Below are 14,874 nucleotides of genomic sequence, written 5' to 3'. Positions count from 1 at the left end.
TGAAATCTTTCTAATTAATTTATTTAAGTTCTACTTTTGCGCCTGCTGCTTCTAACTTAGTTTTAAGTTCTTCAGCATCTTTCTTATTAACACCAGATTTAACTTCTTTCGGTGCACCTTCAACTAAATCTTTTGCTTCTTTAAGACCCAAAGATGTTGCTGCTCTAACTTCTTTAATTACATTAATTTTTTTATCACCTGCTGAAATTAACATAACTGTAAAATCATCTTTGGCTTCTTCAGCTGCTCCACCTGCTACTGCTGCTGGTGCTGCTGCAGCCATAGCTGTAACACCCCATTTTTCTTCAAGTTGTTTTGAAAGTTCAGCTGCTTCAACAACAGATAAACTAGATAGGTCTTCAATAATTTTATTTAGATCAGGCATATTTTTTTTTACTCTTTAGGTTGTTTTTTAAGAATTTTCTGGGCTCAAACTACTCATTTTTTCGGAACGTGCAAGCAAAATACTTACAAATTTTGACGCTGGTGACGCTAGAATACCGACAATATTTGCTCTAGCCTCATCTAATGTTGGTAAATTAGCTACATTCTGAACTCCAGCTTGGTCTAAAATATCGCTACCCATAATTCCACCTAAGAGTTTTAGGTTTTCATTAGTTTTTGCAAATTTTGATAAAATTCTAGCTGACATAATAGCATCGTCAGAAAAAGCCACAGCCGTAGCCCCAGTAAATAAGTTGGAAAGATCCTTACACTTCGTTTTTACAAGTGCTAACTTAGTGATTCTATTTTTGGTAATCTTAAATTTAATCCCATGCTCTCTCATTTGAGCTCTTAGTTCATCAAGTTGAGACATCGTAAGTCCTTGATAATGTGTAACTAGAACTGCCTCATTGTTTTGAAACTGATTTTCCATCTCGGTAATATAACTCTTTTTCTGTTCCCTGCTCATCATAATTATATAACTTTTCCTAATTTAACTTTATACGAAACGCCCATACTTGACGTTATAAAAGTATTTTTTATTAAGTCACCTTTTAAAGTTAGGTTTCCTTTTTCTTTTTCTAAAGTGTCTAAAATAGCATGAAAATTCTTAAGTAGCTGATCGTCATGAAAAGATTTTTTACCAATGCTTACACCAATATTTCCATCTTTATCATTTCTAATTTCTGCTTGACCAGATTTAGCATTTATAACAGCTAGTTTAACATCTTCAGAAACAGATCCTAATTTCGGGTTAGGCATTAGTCCTTTCGGACCTAAAACTTTTCCTAACTTGGAAAGTTTAATCATCATACCTGGTGTACAAATTAATTTTTCAAAATTAAGTTCACCTGCTTTAATTTTATCTATAAATTCTTCACTACCGACTATGTCAGCACCAGCATCTTTAGCCTCTTGCGCTTTAGCATCTTCACAAACAACAGCTACTTTAACTTTTTTACCAGTTCCGCCAGGTAAATTAACTACAGTCCTAATATTTACTTCACCTTTTTTTTGTTTGTTATTAACTTGGAAAGATAGATCGATAGACTCATCAAATTTTGTAGTACAGTTCTTTTTAACATCTGATAATAATTTTTCTATCAATTCAGAAGCTAGATCCTTAGTTTTTTCTGGTAATTTTTTAAATCTCTTTGATGCCATTAGTCTTTAACCTCTATTCCCATTGACCTTGCTGAACCCGCAATAATTTTCACAGCTTGTTCTAAGCTATTAGCATTAAGGTCTTTCATTTTTTGTGTTGCAATTTCTTCTGCTTGTTTTTTGGTAATTGACCCAGCTATACTTCTGCCCGGCTCTTTTGATCCACCTTTAAGTTTAGCTGCTTCTTTAATAAAGTGTGATGCAGGAGGTGATTTAATTTCAAAATCAAATTTTTTGTCTTTATAAACTGTTATAACTACTGGTATTGGTTTACCAGCAAATGCCTTCGTTTTATCGTTAAAAGCTTTACAAAATTCCATTATGTTAATTCCACGTTGACCTAATGCGGGACCAACAGGAGGAGCTGGATTAGCTTGTCCACCCATAATTTGTAGTTTTATATATCCACTAATTTCTTTTGCCATTAACTTGCTTTCTCTACTTGGTTATATTCTAAATCAACTGGTGTTGGTCTTCCAAATATTGAAACAGAAACTTTTAGTCGTAATTTCTCTTCATCTATATCTTCAACCATACCACTGAATGATGCAAAAGGACCGTCAATGACCTGAACTTTTTCACCAATGCTGTATTCTATAGCAGATTTTGGCTGAGCTACACCATCTTTTATTTGTCCTAAAATCTTTTCTATTTCTTTATCAGAAACAGGGACGGGAATACCTTTTGAACCTAAAAATCCGCTTACACGTTTTAAATTTTTAATTAAATGATAAAGATCATTATCCATTTCACTTTTAATTAAAACATAGCCTGGAAAGTATTTCTTTTTTCTCTGAATTCTCTTTCCTCTTTTTACTTCTGTTACATCATGTGTAGGAACAACAATTTCTTCAATTTTATCATAAATTTTTGCTTTTTTAGCCTCTTCCTTAATTAATCCAGCAACCTTATTCTCAAAATTTGAATGAGATTGAACAATATACCAATTTTTCATTAAATACTTACCTTTAGTAAAGCTTCCAACAAAAATTTAAGCACTTGGTCAAGTAGCAAAAAGAAAAGAGACATAATAACTGCCATAGCGAATACCATTAATGCACCTTGCATTGTCTCTTTTCCAGTAGGCCAAGAAACTTTAAAAGCCTCTTGTTTAACTTCTTGGATAAATTTTATTGGGTTTTTCATAATATATTATTTAGCTTATTGGCAGGAGCGGAGGGAATCGAACCCTCAACCTCCGGTTTTGGAGACCGGCACTCTACCAATTGAGCTACACTCCTATAGAGTTTACTCTATAATTTTTGTTACCACTCCAGCTCCAACTGTTCTACCACCTTCACGAATAGCAAAGTTTAATTTTTCGCTCATCGCAATTGGAGTAATTAATGTAACAGTGAATTTAGCGTCATCACCAGGCATAACCATTTCAGTTCCTGCTGGTAATGTAACTTCTCCAGTTACGTCAGTTGTTCTAAAGTAAAACTGAGGTCTGTATTTAGTAAAGAAAGGAGTATGTCTTCCACCCTCATCTTTTTTAAGTACATAAGCCTGAGCTTCAAATTTAGTATGTGGTGTGATTGAACCAGTTTTACAAAGAACTTGTCCTCTTTGAATGTCATCTCGCTCAACACCTCTTAATAAAATACCAACGTTATCACCTGCTTCACCAGAATCTAAAAGTTTTCTGAACATTTCAACACCAGTACAAACTGATTTTTTAGTTTCAGTAACACCGACGATTTCAACTTCTTCACCAGTTTTAATAACACCGGATTCAATTCTTCCAGTTGCAACAGTTCCTCTACCTGAAATTGAGAAAACATCCTCAACAGGCATTAGGAAAGGTTTGTCAACATCCCTAGCTGGTTGAGGAATAAATTCATCAACAGCTTTCATTAATTCTAAAATAGAATTTTTTCCAATTTCTTCATCTCTACCTTCAACAGCAGCTAATGCAGATCCTTTAATGATAGGAGTTGTTTCACCAGGATATTTGTAAGAAGTTAAAAGTTCTCTAATTTCTTCTTCAACAAGTTCTATCATATCTTTGTCATCAACTTGGTCTACTTTATTTAAGTAAACTACAATTGACGGGATACCAACTTGTCTTCCTAAAAGAATGTGCTCTCTAGTTTGAGGCATAGGACCATCAGCAGCATTAACCACTAAGATAGCTCCATCCATTTGAGCTGCACCTGTAATCATGTTTTTTACATAGTCAGCGTGACCTGGGCAATCAACGTGTGCATAGTGTCTTTTTTCAGTTTCATACTCAACGTGAGCAGTTGAAATTGTAATTCCTCTTTCTTTTTCTTCAGGGGCTTTATCAATTTGATCATAAGCAACAGCTTTTGCTCCACCAGTTTCAGCTAATGTAATTGTGATAGCTGCAGTTAATGTTGTTTTACCGTGGTCGACATGACCGATTGTACCAATGTTACAGTGTGGTTTATTTCTTATGAACTTTTCTTTTGACATTACTTTTTTACCTCAGTTTTAGTTTTATTAATAATTTCTTTTTTCTTGGAGCGGGTAAAGAGAATCGAACTCTTACATCCAGCTTGGAAGGCTAGCGTTCTACCATTGAACTACACCCGCACAACATCAAGAATAACACTCCATTGTTATAAAAAAATTTATTGAGTGGTGGAGGGGGAAAGATTCGAACTTTCGAAGACCGAAGTCAACGGGTTTACAGCCCGCCCCATTTGACCGCTCTGGAACCCCTCCTTTTTGGGGAAGTGTCCCCTTCTTCAATAAAGCTTCAAACAACAAGCGTTTTATATATTTTTATTATCCAATTGCAACACGAGATTTACTGTGAAAAACTAACAAAATACGTATAAACAAGCTTAAATTTATGAATAAATCTTCTTTTTTGATTGTTGGACAGCATGCTGTTATTGAAGCTCTTAGAAACCCTAATAGAAAGGTTTTAAAGGTTTTTTTAACTGAAGAAAGTAAAAAAAATATTCATAGAAAAAATCCTAAAAAAAATGTTCTTGAAGATGTTAAGGTTTATTTTAAATCAAAAAAAGAATTAGATAAGTATACTTCTAAAGATCAAATGATGCATGGTGGCTATATTGCTGAGGTAGAACATTTAGACCAACCTGAATTAAAAGAATTTATAAAAGGGAAAGATAACTTAACATTTGTTTGTATAGATGAAGTAACCGATCCAAGAAATATTGGCTCATTAATAAGAAGTGCAGCCTCTTTTAATATTGATGGTTTAATAGTTAAAGAGAGACAATTCCCTTCAGATAGCAAACTTATGTATAAAGCCGCTAGTGGTTGTATGGAACATCTAAATATATTTGAAGTTTCAAACATCAATTCTTCACTTAAAAACTTAAGAGAAAAAAATTTTTGGGTTTATGGCTTTGATGCTAAGGGAGATAAAGATTTTTCTAATATTAAATGGAGTGGAAAAAATGTTCTTTTATTTGGTTCAGAGGGATTTGGCATGAGAGAACACACTGGTAAATACACAGATTTTTTTGTTAAAATTGATATAAATAAAAACGTTGAAAGTTTAAATATATCAAATAGTGCGGCTATTGTATTTCATCACTTAAACTATTTGAAAAAAAACTCTTAAATTAATACAAAAAATTTAATTTTTATCTAACCATTTTTCAAATTTTTGATAATTTTCTAAAATATATTTAGGTAAATGTTCATCATCCAAAAGCTCTAATTTAGTACCTTGAGAAAATTGATTTTTTTTTTGATCTAAGTTTAAGTTGTATATTGATTCTCTGTTTTTTATTCTATTTTCAATATCAACATCTTTTAATGAACTTAATTCATATTCTCTATGATGTGTATATGAATGCAATTTTTGATTGATTAGTTCAGGTGTGTTTAAATATGAGAAATGCCAACCTCCATTTTTAACAATAAATATATCTACATATTTTTTTGTTGAAAACAAAACATCTAACCGCCAAAATGGATATGACTTAGGTTTTATGTCTCTTAACCACTGTGGGGAGAGTAAATTTTTTTTCTTGCAAGCTCTAGTACCAACCCAATTATAGTTTTTTTGATAAAGATTAAACTTATAGTAACACATTCTTTGATTAAATAAGATTAGCTTATTTTTTATAGATTTAAAATTAAGGTTTTTTAACTCAGGTATTTCGTCAATATCTGAAATAAGAATAATATCATCAGAACTAGCTTCGTTAATTCCATTTGTAATATAATTTCTTTGAAAATGATCCCTTTTGTAACCATTTAATATATATTTTTGTGATTTCTCATTATCATTATCATCTATTTTAATGCTATCTATATTTGGAGGTAATTCATCTAAAATTAAATATTTTATCTTATTTTTAAATTTTATAAATTTATTTATATCAAAATTTAATTTTTTTTCTTCGCCCTTATGATTAAAACGACTTTCAACTATAACAAAAAAATCAACAAATTTATTTAATGTATTTAATCTTAAATCTAGAACCACGTCTTCGTTATAATACATAAAGCAGTCATAAATTTTCATATACTATAGAATTTCTTTTTTAGATTTTTCAATTTTAATTTTTTTATAAAGACTATTTCTTTTGTCATATAATAATTGAAAAATTATTTTTTTATTAGATTGAATCTTGATTGTCATTGCATTTCTAACTTCAAAGTTATCAGCTACCGCGCTAATAGGTCTTTTGTTTTCATCAAGATTTCTAATTACAATTTTAGATTTGTCACTAACAATTATTCCTCTCCAACGTCTTGGTCTGAAAGGGCTAATTGGAGATATTGCTAATTTATTAGAATCTAAATCTAAAATAGGACCATGCACAGATAAGTTATAGGCCGTGCTTCCAGCGGGAGTTGAAACGAGAACTCCATCGGAAATTAAATTTTTAATTATGTTTTTTTTATTAGAGCTTATTGAGATTGAGGAAGCTTGCTTGCTTTGTCTTAAAATTGACACTTCATTAATAGCTATAGACTCTTTTACTATGTTTCCTTTTGTTCTTACACTCATCTGCAGAGGGTGGATCTTCACACTTAGTGAAGATTTTAAATTTTTTATAAAATTTTCATTAGAAAACTTATTCATCAAAAAACCATAGTTTCCAGAATTAATTCCATAGAAAGGTTTTTTATATTTGTGTAATTTTTTTAAAGTTTGAAGCATAAAACCGTCCCCACCTAGAACAATTATTATGTTAGATTTTATTAAAGACGTAATTTTAACTTTTTTAATTAAGATTGATTTAATCTTTAAAGAAGCCTTTGTTTTATCAAAAATTAAATATGCTTTGTCTCTCATTTAGTGGTGCCCTCGGCCAGACTCGAACTGGCACTCCAAAAAGGCACGGATTTTAAGTCCGTTGTGTCTACCAATTTCACCACGAGGGCATGATCTATTTTCATTTGTTTAACTGTTTTTATTTATAACTCAACTTCTTTTTGTTAACAAATCATATCAATATTTTAATTAAGCTTTTAATGCTTTTTTAAGAAAATGATTATCTAAATTACAATCTTTATAACCTCTCTTTACCACATTCAAATATCGTTCTGTTGGATATTTAAATAAAGTTTTTTTAATCATAGTATAGGTCATTACATTCTTGCTATAATAAGTAAAATAATATTTTTTATATAGAACTGGATAGTCTTCATAAACATCTAGTTTTTTTTCATCACTTTTTGATATTTGAAATAAAGCTCCTGGAACAATTGAATTTTTTTTAGGCTCTATGTCAGCAGCTCTATATTTGCTTCTAAAAGTTAATTTAAAATTAGTTAAATTAATTTTCTTTAAAAAGACACTGTCTTTGCATCTTCTTTTCATTTGAAAATGATTTAGATTACTACCATAAGCGAAATAAAGCATTTAACTATCTGACAACTACTTCTATTTTTTTTTGATTAACAAACTCTAATATTTCAGAACTACATTTATCAATTTTATTTTGATCTTCTGATCTTATCACTATTGATACACCTAATTTACCTGCATGAAAAAATGGATAACTTCCTATTTCAACATCTTTATTATTATTTTGAACTTTTGTTAAAGAGTTAGCTATTTCACTTTCAACAGTTTTTAAACTTATTGTATGGCTTAATATCGGATCTCCCCCTACTATTTTATTTTTTAATCCTCCTAACATTGATTTTAAAATTGAAGGAACTCCTGGTAAGCAAAAAACGTTTTCAACACTAAATCCTGGTGCACCACTTGTTGGATTTAATATTAAGTCAGCATTACGTGGCATCCATACCATTTTTTGTCTACCTTCATTAAATTCCCCAACTTTGTAATAAGCTTCTAGTATTTTAAAAGCTTCTTTGTGAATTTCATACTCAAGGTTAAATGTTTTCGAGATAGATTGAGCAGTAATATCATCGTGGGTTGGACCAATACCGCCAGTAGTAAAAACATAATTATTAGCTTTTCTTAAATGATTAACGGTCTCAATAATTGTATTTTCGATATCTGGGATAACTCTAACCTCATTAACTTTTACACCAATTGAGTTCAGCCACTGTGCAATTGTACTGGTATTAGTGTCTTGTGTTCTTCCAGATAGGATTTCATTACCTATGATAAGTATTGCGGCATTAAATTTTGTATTTTGGTTCATTATTAAATATATAATTTAAATATGGAATTTACTAAACCTTTAATTAAAGGCAAACTTATCAAGAGGTATAAGAGATTTTTTACTGATGTTAAAATTGGTGAAGAAATTATCACAGCACATTGTCCTAATACTGGATCAATGAAAGGTTTACTGGATGAGGGAAATGAGGTTTATGTATCTAAAAATGACGACCCTAAAAGAAAGCTAAAATATACTCTTGAAATAATTAAAGTTAAAAAAAATTTAGTAGGTGTTAACACCCATTTTGCAAATAAGATTGCCTTCCATGGTTTATCAAATAATCTAGTTAAAGAAGTTGCAAACAATGATAGTATTAAGCCTGAGGTATTTTTTGATAAAGAAACACGGTTTGATTTTTTAGTTGAAAAAAATAAACAAAAAATATTTGTAGAAGTTAAAAATGTTACTTTATTTAGAGAAGAAAAAACTGCAGAGTTTCCAGATGCAGTTACTGCTAGAGGTTCAAAGCATTTAAAAACCCTTATAGAAGCAGTGAAAAAAGGTTATAAATCCTATCTATTATTCTTGGTCCAAATAGAGGATGTCGATAATTTTAAAATAGCAAAAGACATTGATAAAGAATATTATGAAAATTATTTACTTGCAAAAAAAGCTGGAGTTATCTTTTTGGCATATCAATGTAAAATAAGTTCAAAAGAAATTAAAATAGATAAAAAAATTAAAATTATTAATGCCTGATTATTTAGAAAAATTTGAAAAGATGAGAGTTGCTGGAAATCTTGCCGCAAGAACTCTTGATATGCTTACAGATAATATTAAGCCAGGCGTAACCACAGAGTTTGTGGATAAATTAAGTTATGAATTTATTAGAGACAACGGTGCTTATTCAGCTCCTCTATTTTACAGAGGTTTTAAAAAATCATTATGTACATCTTTAAACCACGTTGTCTGTCACGGTATCCCTTCTGATAGAGTTTTAGTTGAAGGTGATGCTTTAAATGTTGATGTAACAGCTATAGTTGATGAACATTATGGTGACACTAGCAGAATGTTCTGTGTTGGCAAAACTCCTGTTAAAGTTAATAACTTAATTGATGCTACTTACGAGTCGATGATGAGAGCAATAAATTTACTAAAGCCAGGATTAAAATTAGGTGACATTGGATATGAAATACAATCTTTTGTTGAAAAGAAAGGCTACTCAGTTGTTAGGGATTTTTGTGGTCACGGAATAAGCACAACATTTCATGAGCCACCAAATGTTTTACATTATGGAAGAAAAAACACAGGGATGGAGCTTAGACCAGGCATGACTTTTACAATTGAACCTATGATAAATACCGGTGAATGGGATGTAAAAATGCTTAAAGATGGCTGGACAGCAGTTACAAAAGATAAATCTTTATCAGCACAATTTGAGCATACATTAGGTATTACTGAAAATGGTTATGAAATCTTTACAGAATCTGTTAAAGGTTATTCTAAGCCCCCTTACTTATAATTAATGATTGAAAGATATTCTAGAAAACAGCTTACTGACATATGGTCAGAAGAAAATAAATACCAAATTTGGCTTGATGTAGAAGTTGCAGCAGCTGAGGCTATGGAAAAATTAGGTCAAATTCCAAAGGGTGTTGCATCAATTGTTAGAAAAAAAGCTAAAATAAACGTTAAAAGAATTCACCAAATTGAGAGTAAAGTTAAACATGATGTAATTGCATTTTTAACCTCTGTTACTGAAAAAGCAGGGATTAAAGCAAGATACCTTCATCAAGGCATGACCTCCTCTGATGTTCTAGATACCAGTTTAAATATTCAATTAGTTCAATCAGGTAAAATTCTACTTGGTGATATCGATCAAATTCTAAAGGTTTTAAAGAAACAAGCCAAAAAATATAAATACACGCCATGCATGGGTAGAAGTCATGGAATTCACGCTGAACCTATCACTTTTGGTTTAAAATTAGCTTCATTTTATGGGGAGTTTAAAAGAAATAGAAAAAGATTAGTCGATGCAATTGATGAAATTTCAACATGTGCAATTTCTGGTGCAGTAGGCACATTTGCAAATATTAATCCCAATGTTGAAAAACATGTAGCAAAAAAACTTGGCTTAAAAGTTGAGCCTATATCAACACAAGTAATACCAAGAGATAGACATGCCTTTTATTTTTCCATTCTTGGAATTATTGCAGGTTCTGTTGAAAGAGTTGCAATTGAAATTAGACATTTACAAAGAACAGAAGTTTATGAAGTGCAAGAATTTTTTTCAAAAGATCAAAAAGGTTCATCAGCAATGCCTCATAAAAAAAATCCAATACTAAGTGAAAATTTAACAGGTCTTGCAAGAATGGTTCGTAGCGCTGTTATCCCTGCCCTAGAAAATATTGCACTATGGCACGAAAGAGATATTTCTCACTCAAGTGTTGAAAGAAATATTGGTCCTGACGCTAACATAACTTTAGATTTTGCTTTAGCTAGACTTAGTAATATTTTAGATAAAATGATTGTCTACCCAAAAAAAATGATTGAAAATTTAAACATAACTAAAGGTTTAATTTTTTCACAAGAAGTAATGCTAGAGCTAACAAAATCAGGATTAAGTAGAGAGCAATCTTACAAAATGGTTCAAAACTATGCAAAGAAATGTTTTGCTGAAAATTTAAATTTATTCGATGTTATTTCAAAAGATGAATTCATAATGGCTAAAATTTCCTCAAAAAGATTAAAATCGATATTTAATTATTCATCACACTTTAAAAATGTAGATTTAATCTTTAGAAGAGTTTTTAAATAATGAAAAAAGGTAAAAAATTATACGAAGGTAAGGCTAAAATAATTTACGCGACATCTGATAAAAATTTGGTTATCCAGTATTTTAAAGATGATGCAACAGCTTTTAATAATTTAAAAAAATCAACTATTGAAGGTAAGGGTGTTTTAAACAATAGAATATCTGAACATATTTTATCAAACCTAACTCAAATTGGGATTAAAAATCATTTAGTTAAAAGATTAAACATGAGAGAGCAAATTATTAAATTGGTAGAGATTATTCCTATTGAGTTTATTGTTCGTAATGTAGCAACAGGTTCTATTACTAAAAGACTTGGTATCGAAGATGGAACAGTTTTAAAGCAGCCTCTACTAGAATATTGTCTAAAAGATGATAGTTTAGGTGATCCACTTATTGCAGAAGAGCATATATTAGCTTTTGATTGGGCTACAAAATCTGAATTAGAAAAAGTTAAAAAAATGATCCTAAGAATTAATGACTTTATGATTGGAATGTTTAGAGGTGTTGGAATTAAACTAATTGATTTTAAACTTGAGTTTGGAAGGCTTAAAGAAAATGGGAAAAATGAAGTTATTTTAGCTGATGAAATTAGTCCTGATACTTGTAGATTGTGGGACAGTATTACTGATAAAAAACTAGATAAAGACAGATTTCGTAAAGACTTAGGTGATTTAATACCCGCATATACTGAAGTTGCCAAAAGACTTGGCATTTTACATGAACAATCAAACTTAAGTGCTGTAAATGTTACAAAATTAAGATCAATTAAAAAAAGAAAATAATATGAAAATATCTGTAGTTATAACTCTTAAGAAAGATGTTTTAGATCCTCAAGGTAAAGTTATTCATCAAACCTTAGATGGTTTGGGATTTGAAGGTATCAATGAAGTAAGACAAGGAAAATATTTTGAAATTGATACAAAAGAAAGTGATAAGAAAAAAGCTGAAGAAAAAGTTGAAGAGATGTGTAAAAAACTTTTAGCAAATTTAGTCATAGAAGACTTTAAAATTATTGGATTACAATAATAAACAATGCATTCATCCGTAATAACTTTTCCTGGATCTAATTGTGATAGAGACATGGATGTTGCTTTAAAAAAATTTGGTTTTAAAAATAAAATGGTTTGGCATGATGATATTGAGCTTCCAAAAAGTGATTTAGTAGTTTTACCGGGTGGTTTTTCATATGGAGACTATCTTAGATGTGGAAGTATGGCATCAAAATCAAAAATTATGAAATCAGTTCTAAACTTTGCTCAAGGTGGTGGTAAAGTTATGGGGATTTGTAATGGTTTTCAAATTTTAGTTGAATCTGGTTTATTACCAGGTGTACTACTTAGAAATAAATATCTAGAATTTATTTGCAAAAATGTTTTTGTTAAAGCTAACAATAAAGATAACTCTTATTTTAAAGATGACAAAAAAGATGTCTATGAGTTTCATATAGCTCATAACGAAGGAAATTATTTCTGCTCTAATGAGCAAATTAAAGAAATTAATGACAACAACCAAATAGCTCTGTTTTATTCCGATGAAAATGGAAATGTTAATGAACAATCAAATCCTAACGGTTCATTACAAAATATAGCTGGTGTGTTTAGTAAACAAAAAAATGTTTTAGGAATGATGCCTCACCCTGAAAGAATGATAGACCCTGATCTTTCGGGTGTAGACGGTTCAATATTTTTTGAAAACTTAATTAATAATTTAAAATAATGATAGTTAACGAGCAACTTGCAATCGATCATGGTTTAAAAAAAGATGAGTATAAAAAAATCTGTGATTTATTAAAAAGAGTTCCTAATATTACGGAACTAGGTATTTTTTCAGCAATGTGGAATGAACATTGTTCTTATAAATCTTCAAAATTTCATCTTAAAAATTTACCCACTAAAGGAAAAAATGTAATACAAGGACCTGGAGAAAATGCCGGTGTAATTGATATTGGTGATGATGATGCAATAGTATTTAAAATCGAAAGTCACAATCACCCTTCATTTATTGAGCCTTATCAAGGTGCTGCAACTGGTGTTGGTGGTATTATGAGGGATATCTTTACGATGGGTGCAAGACCAATAGCTAACTTGAACTCAATTCATTTTGGCTCACCTCAGCATAAAAAAACTAAAAATTTATTACGCGGCGTTGTTCATGGTATAGGTGGATATGGTAATTGCATGGGGGTTCCAACAATTGCTGGTCAAACTAGTTTTGACGAGTCTTATAATGGTAATATTTTAGTAAATGCGATGACCTTAGGTCTTGTTAAAAAAGATAAAATTTTTTATTCAAAAGCTTCAGGTTTAGGAAAACCTGTAATCTATGTTGGTTCAAAAACTGGTAGAGATGGAATTCATGGAGCTAGTATGGCCTCAGCTTCTTTTGATGATAAAATTGAAGAAAAAAAACCAACTGTTCAAGTTGGGGATCCCTTTACAGAAAAACTGTTATTAGAAGCCTGTTTGGAATTAATGGCTGGAGATTCAATAATAGCTATACAAGATATGGGTGCTGCAGGCTTAACATCCTCAAGTATTGAAATGGCTTCAAAAGGAAATTTAGGAATTGAAATTAATTTAAATATGGTGCCTTGCAGAGAGGCAAATATGACCCCTTATGAAATTATGCTATCAGAAAGCCAAGAGCGTATGCTTATTGTTTTAGAAAACGGTAAGGAAGAGATGGCTAAAAAGATATTTGATAAATGGAATTTAGACTTTGCTGTAATTGGTAAAACAACAAAAAGTAAAAAAATTGAACTTTATTTTGATGAGGATAAAGTAGCAGACATTCCTGTTAACACATTAGTTGAAAACTCACCTATGTATGACCGAAAATGGAAAAAAGCTAAATTACCTAAAAGAATTAAAATTGAGAAAGAACTATTTAAAACCTTAAAGATAAAAAATGTTTTAAATAAAATATTATCTAGTCCAAATGTGTGTAGCAAAGAATGGATTTGGCAACAGTATGATCACACTGTTATGGGTGACACTATTCAAAAACCTGGAGGAGATGCTGGTGTCGTTAGAATTCATGGTACCAATAAAGCTGTTGCAGCATCCGTTGATTCTTCTGCTGTATATTGTTGGGCTCACCCATTAAGTGGTGGAAAACAAATTGTTTGTGAAAGTTGGAGAAATTTAATTTCTGTTGGTGCAAAACCAATTGCAATTACTAACTGTTTAAATTTTGGTAGTCCTGAAAATGAAGAAAATATGGGTGAGTTTGTTGAATGTCTTCAAGGCCTAGGTGAAGCGAGTTCTTACTTGGAGTTCCCAGTAGTCTCAGGAAATGTTTCTTTCTACAATCAGACTAAAGATATTGGTATCAAGCCAACTCCAACAATTGGAGGCGTTGGATTAATTAAAGATTATCAAAACATGGTTACAATGGACTTGAAAGAAGCTGATAATATACTTTTAGTTATTGGTAAAACAGAGGGCCACCTAGATCAAAGCTTGTTTGCAAGAGATATTTTAAATGAAAAAAATGGACCTCCTCCTGAAATTAATCTTTTTAATGAAAAAAATAATGGTGAAACAATATTAAAGCTTATTGATAAAAAATTTATTAAATCAGCGCATGATGTCTCTTTAGGAGGGATAATTATCACTCTTTCTAAAATGTGTATCAATGGTAAAAAAGGTGCAACCCTTAAAAAACCAAATTACTTAATTAATCAGTTCGAATACTTATTCAGTGAAGACCAAGGAAGATATATTATAGAAATTAGTAAAAGGGACCTAGAAAGTGCTACTAAAATACTTAAAGAAAACTCAGTCCATTTTGATGAACTTGGATCGGTAAATGATGATAGTTTAATAATTGACGATAAGACAAAAGTATCAATTGACGATTTGATTAAATCACATACAAATTGGATAACCAACTACATGAAAAAATAAA

At 30.7% G+C, this 14,874-nt stretch carries 19 protein-coding genes and 4 tRNA genes; 8 read left to right on the top strand and 15 right to left on the bottom strand.

Annotated features, from left to right (window positions below):
* Positions 1-19 precede the first annotated feature (19 nt).
* From rplL to ABXT39_RS02640, 10 genes are all read right to left on the bottom strand, one after another.
* Positions 20-385 (bottom strand): 50S ribosomal protein L7/L12, encoded by a 366-nt coding sequence (gene rplL / locus ABXT39_RS02685; protein WP_415295732.1) that lies wholly within the window; start codon positions 383-385, stop codon positions 20-22.
* 27 nt (positions 386-412) lie between these two features.
* Positions 413-913 (bottom strand): 50S ribosomal protein L10, encoded by a 501-nt coding sequence (rplJ, locus tag ABXT39_RS02680; RefSeq protein ID WP_415295731.1) that lies wholly within the window; start codon positions 911-913, stop codon positions 413-415.
* Positions 914-918: 5 nt separating this feature from the next.
* A complete protein-coding gene (gene rplA, locus ABXT39_RS02675; protein WP_415295730.1) occupies positions 919-1,608 on the bottom strand; it encodes a 50S ribosomal protein L1 in 690 nt (229 codons plus the stop codon).
* Complete coding sequence (gene rplK / locus ABXT39_RS02670; RefSeq protein WP_415295729.1) at positions 1,608-2,033, bottom strand: 50S ribosomal protein L11; 426 nt, start codon at positions 2,031-2,033, stop codon at positions 1,608-1,610. The genes rplA and rplK overlap by 1 nt, the downstream gene beginning before the upstream one ends.
* The gene (gene nusG / locus ABXT39_RS02665; RefSeq protein WP_415295728.1) at positions 2,033-2,563 is read right to left on the bottom strand and encodes a transcription termination/antitermination protein NusG; all 531 of its coding nucleotides are present in this window, start codon (positions 2,561-2,563) and stop codon (positions 2,033-2,035) included. Before nusG ends, rplK begins: the two co-directional genes overlap by 1 nt.
* A complete protein-coding gene (secE, locus tag ABXT39_RS02660; protein WP_006996799.1) occupies positions 2,563-2,754 on the bottom strand; it encodes a preprotein translocase subunit SecE in 192 nt (63 codons plus the stop codon). Before secE ends, nusG begins: the two co-directional genes overlap by 1 nt.
* A 19-nt stretch (positions 2,755-2,773) precedes the next feature.
* Positions 2,774-2,849, bottom strand: a tRNA-Trp gene (locus ABXT39_RS02655).
* A 7-nt stretch (positions 2,850-2,856) separates the two neighbouring features.
* Positions 2,857-4,047: an elongation factor Tu gene (gene tuf, locus ABXT39_RS02650; RefSeq protein WP_415295727.1), complete on the bottom strand. Its 1,191-nt coding sequence runs from the start codon at positions 4,045-4,047 to the stop codon at positions 2,857-2,859.
* A gap of 46 nt (positions 4,048-4,093) precedes the next feature.
* Positions 4,094-4,167, bottom strand: a tRNA-Gly gene (locus ABXT39_RS02645).
* 46 nt (positions 4,168-4,213) lie between these two features.
* A tRNA-Tyr gene (locus ABXT39_RS02640) sits at positions 4,214-4,299 on the bottom strand.
* A 130-nt stretch (positions 4,300-4,429) separates the two neighbouring features.
* Here ABXT39_RS02640 and rlmB point away from each other — a divergent pair.
* Complete coding sequence (gene rlmB / locus ABXT39_RS02635) at positions 4,430-5,173, top strand: 23S rRNA (guanosine(2251)-2'-O)-methyltransferase RlmB (protein ID WP_415295726.1); 744 nt, start codon at positions 4,430-4,432, stop codon at positions 5,171-5,173.
* Positions 5,174-5,188: 15 nt separating this feature from the next.
* On the opposite strand, the gene ABXT39_RS02630 is transcribed toward rlmB, so the two are convergent.
* From ABXT39_RS02630 to ABXT39_RS02610, 5 genes are all read right to left on the bottom strand, one after another.
* Complete coding sequence (locus ABXT39_RS02630; protein ID WP_415295725.1) at positions 5,189-6,085, bottom strand: hypothetical protein; 897 nt, start codon at positions 6,083-6,085, stop codon at positions 5,189-5,191.
* A gap of 3 nt (positions 6,086-6,088) precedes the next feature.
* Positions 6,089-6,862, bottom strand: a complete 774-nt coding sequence (locus ABXT39_RS02625) for an NAD kinase (protein ID WP_415295724.1) — start codon at positions 6,860-6,862, stop codon at positions 6,089-6,091.
* Positions 6,863-6,866: 4 nt separating this feature from the next.
* Positions 6,867-6,951, bottom strand: a tRNA-Leu gene (locus ABXT39_RS02620).
* 79 nt (positions 6,952-7,030) lie between these two features.
* Positions 7,031-7,432 carry a gamma-glutamylcyclotransferase family protein gene (locus ABXT39_RS02615; protein WP_415295723.1) on the bottom strand — a complete coding sequence of 134 codons (402 nt, stop codon included), beginning with the start codon at positions 7,430-7,432 and terminating at the stop codon, positions 7,031-7,033.
* Between the two features lie 4 nt (positions 7,433-7,436).
* Positions 7,437-8,186 carry a competence/damage-inducible protein A gene (locus ABXT39_RS02610; protein WP_415295722.1) on the bottom strand — a complete coding sequence of 250 codons (750 nt, stop codon included), beginning with the start codon at positions 8,184-8,186 and terminating at the stop codon, positions 7,437-7,439.
* Positions 8,187-8,207: 21 nt separating this feature from the next.
* Between ABXT39_RS02610 and sfsA the strand changes: the two genes are divergently transcribed.
* The 7 genes from sfsA to purL are packed head-to-tail and all read left to right on the top strand — an operon-like array spanning position 8,208 to position 14,873.
* Complete coding sequence (gene sfsA, locus ABXT39_RS02605; protein ID WP_415295721.1) at positions 8,208-8,906, top strand: DNA/RNA nuclease SfsA; 699 nt, start codon at positions 8,208-8,210, stop codon at positions 8,904-8,906.
* The gene (gene map, locus ABXT39_RS02600; protein ID WP_415295720.1) at positions 8,899-9,669 is read left to right on the top strand and encodes a type I methionyl aminopeptidase; all 771 of its coding nucleotides are present in this window, start codon (positions 8,899-8,901) and stop codon (positions 9,667-9,669) included. The genes sfsA and map overlap by 8 nt, the downstream gene beginning before the upstream one ends.
* A gap of 3 nt (positions 9,670-9,672) precedes the next feature.
* A complete protein-coding gene (gene purB, locus ABXT39_RS02595) occupies positions 9,673-10,965 on the top strand; it encodes an adenylosuccinate lyase (protein WP_415295719.1) in 1,293 nt (430 codons plus the stop codon).
* Positions 10,965-11,747, top strand: coding sequence for a phosphoribosylaminoimidazolesuccinocarboxamide synthase (gene purC / locus ABXT39_RS02590; RefSeq protein ID WP_415289787.1), 783 nt, complete (start codon positions 10,965-10,967; stop codon positions 11,745-11,747). The genes purB and purC overlap by 1 nt, the downstream gene beginning before the upstream one ends.
* Before the next feature lies 1 nt (position 11,748).
* A complete protein-coding gene (gene purS, locus ABXT39_RS02585) occupies positions 11,749-11,991 on the top strand; it encodes a phosphoribosylformylglycinamidine synthase subunit PurS (RefSeq protein ID WP_415295718.1) in 243 nt (80 codons plus the stop codon).
* Between the two features lie 6 nt (positions 11,992-11,997).
* Positions 11,998-12,681 (top strand): phosphoribosylformylglycinamidine synthase I, encoded by a 684-nt coding sequence (gene purQ, locus ABXT39_RS02580; RefSeq protein ID WP_415295717.1) that lies wholly within the window; start codon positions 11,998-12,000, stop codon positions 12,679-12,681.
* A complete protein-coding gene (gene purL / locus ABXT39_RS02575; RefSeq protein ID WP_415295716.1) occupies positions 12,681-14,873 on the top strand; it encodes a phosphoribosylformylglycinamidine synthase subunit PurL in 2,193 nt (730 codons plus the stop codon). The genes purQ and purL overlap by 1 nt, the downstream gene beginning before the upstream one ends.
* The last annotated feature ends 1 nt before the right edge of the window (position 14,874 follow it).

Origin of the sequence: Candidatus Pelagibacter sp. Uisw_113 (assembly GCF_047717815.1) — a bacterium.
Classification (GTDB): Bacteria; Pseudomonadota; Alphaproteobacteria; order Pelagibacterales; family Pelagibacteraceae; genus Pelagibacter.
Note: the sequence above shows the minus strand (reverse complement) of the source record. Positions and strands in the feature narration are given on the sequence as shown.

What these genes read in the sequence shown, in the direction of transcription:
- rplL (WP_415295732.1), bottom strand. Translation starts at nt 385, where the DNA reads ATGCCTGATCTAAATAAAATTATTGAAGACCTATCTAGTTTATCTGTT.
- rplJ (WP_415295731.1), bottom strand. Translation starts at nt 913, where the DNA reads ATGAGCAGGGAACAGAAAAAGAGTTATATTACCGAGATGGAAAATCAG.
- rplA (WP_415295730.1), bottom strand. Translation starts at nt 1,608, where the DNA reads ATGGCATCAAAGAGATTTAAAAAATTACCAGAAAAAACTAAGGATCTA.
- rplK (WP_415295729.1), bottom strand. Translation starts at nt 2,033, where the DNA reads ATGGCAAAAGAAATTAGTGGATATATAAAACTACAAATTATGGGTGGA.
- nusG (WP_415295728.1), bottom strand. Translation starts at nt 2,563, where the DNA reads ATGAAAAATTGGTATATTGTTCAATCTCATTCAAATTTTGAGAATAAG.
- secE (WP_006996799.1), bottom strand. Translation starts at nt 2,754, where the DNA reads ATGAAAAACCCAATAAAATTTATCCAAGAAGTTAAACAAGAGGCTTTT.
- tuf (WP_415295727.1), bottom strand. Translation starts at nt 4,047, where the DNA reads ATGTCAAAAGAAAAGTTCATAAGAAATAAACCACACTGTAACATTGGT.
- rlmB (WP_415295726.1), top strand. Translation starts at nt 4,430, where the DNA reads ATGAATAAATCTTCTTTTTTGATTGTTGGACAGCATGCTGTTATTGAA.
- ABXT39_RS02630 (WP_415295725.1), bottom strand. Translation starts at nt 6,085, where the DNA reads ATGAAAATTTATGACTGCTTTATGTATTATAACGAAGACGTGGTTCTA.
- ABXT39_RS02625 (WP_415295724.1), bottom strand. Translation starts at nt 6,862, where the DNA reads ATGAGAGACAAAGCATATTTAATTTTTGATAAAACAAAGGCTTCTTTA.
- ABXT39_RS02615 (WP_415295723.1), bottom strand. Translation starts at nt 7,432, where the DNA reads ATGCTTTATTTCGCTTATGGTAGTAATCTAAATCATTTTCAAATGAAA.
- ABXT39_RS02610 (WP_415295722.1), bottom strand. Translation starts at nt 8,186, where the DNA reads ATGAACCAAAATACAAAATTTAATGCCGCAATACTTATCATAGGTAAT.
- sfsA (WP_415295721.1), top strand. Translation starts at nt 8,208, where the DNA reads ATGGAATTTACTAAACCTTTAATTAAAGGCAAACTTATCAAGAGGTAT.
- map (WP_415295720.1), top strand. Translation starts at nt 8,899, where the DNA reads ATGCCTGATTATTTAGAAAAATTTGAAAAGATGAGAGTTGCTGGAAAT.
- purB (WP_415295719.1), top strand. Translation starts at nt 9,673, where the DNA reads ATGATTGAAAGATATTCTAGAAAACAGCTTACTGACATATGGTCAGAA.
- purC (WP_415289787.1), top strand. Translation starts at nt 10,965, where the DNA reads ATGAAAAAAGGTAAAAAATTATACGAAGGTAAGGCTAAAATAATTTAC.
- purS (WP_415295718.1), top strand. Translation starts at nt 11,749, where the DNA reads ATGAAAATATCTGTAGTTATAACTCTTAAGAAAGATGTTTTAGATCCT.
- purQ (WP_415295717.1), top strand. Translation starts at nt 11,998, where the DNA reads ATGCATTCATCCGTAATAACTTTTCCTGGATCTAATTGTGATAGAGAC.
- purL (WP_415295716.1), top strand. Translation starts at nt 12,681, where the DNA reads ATGATAGTTAACGAGCAACTTGCAATCGATCATGGTTTAAAAAAAGAT.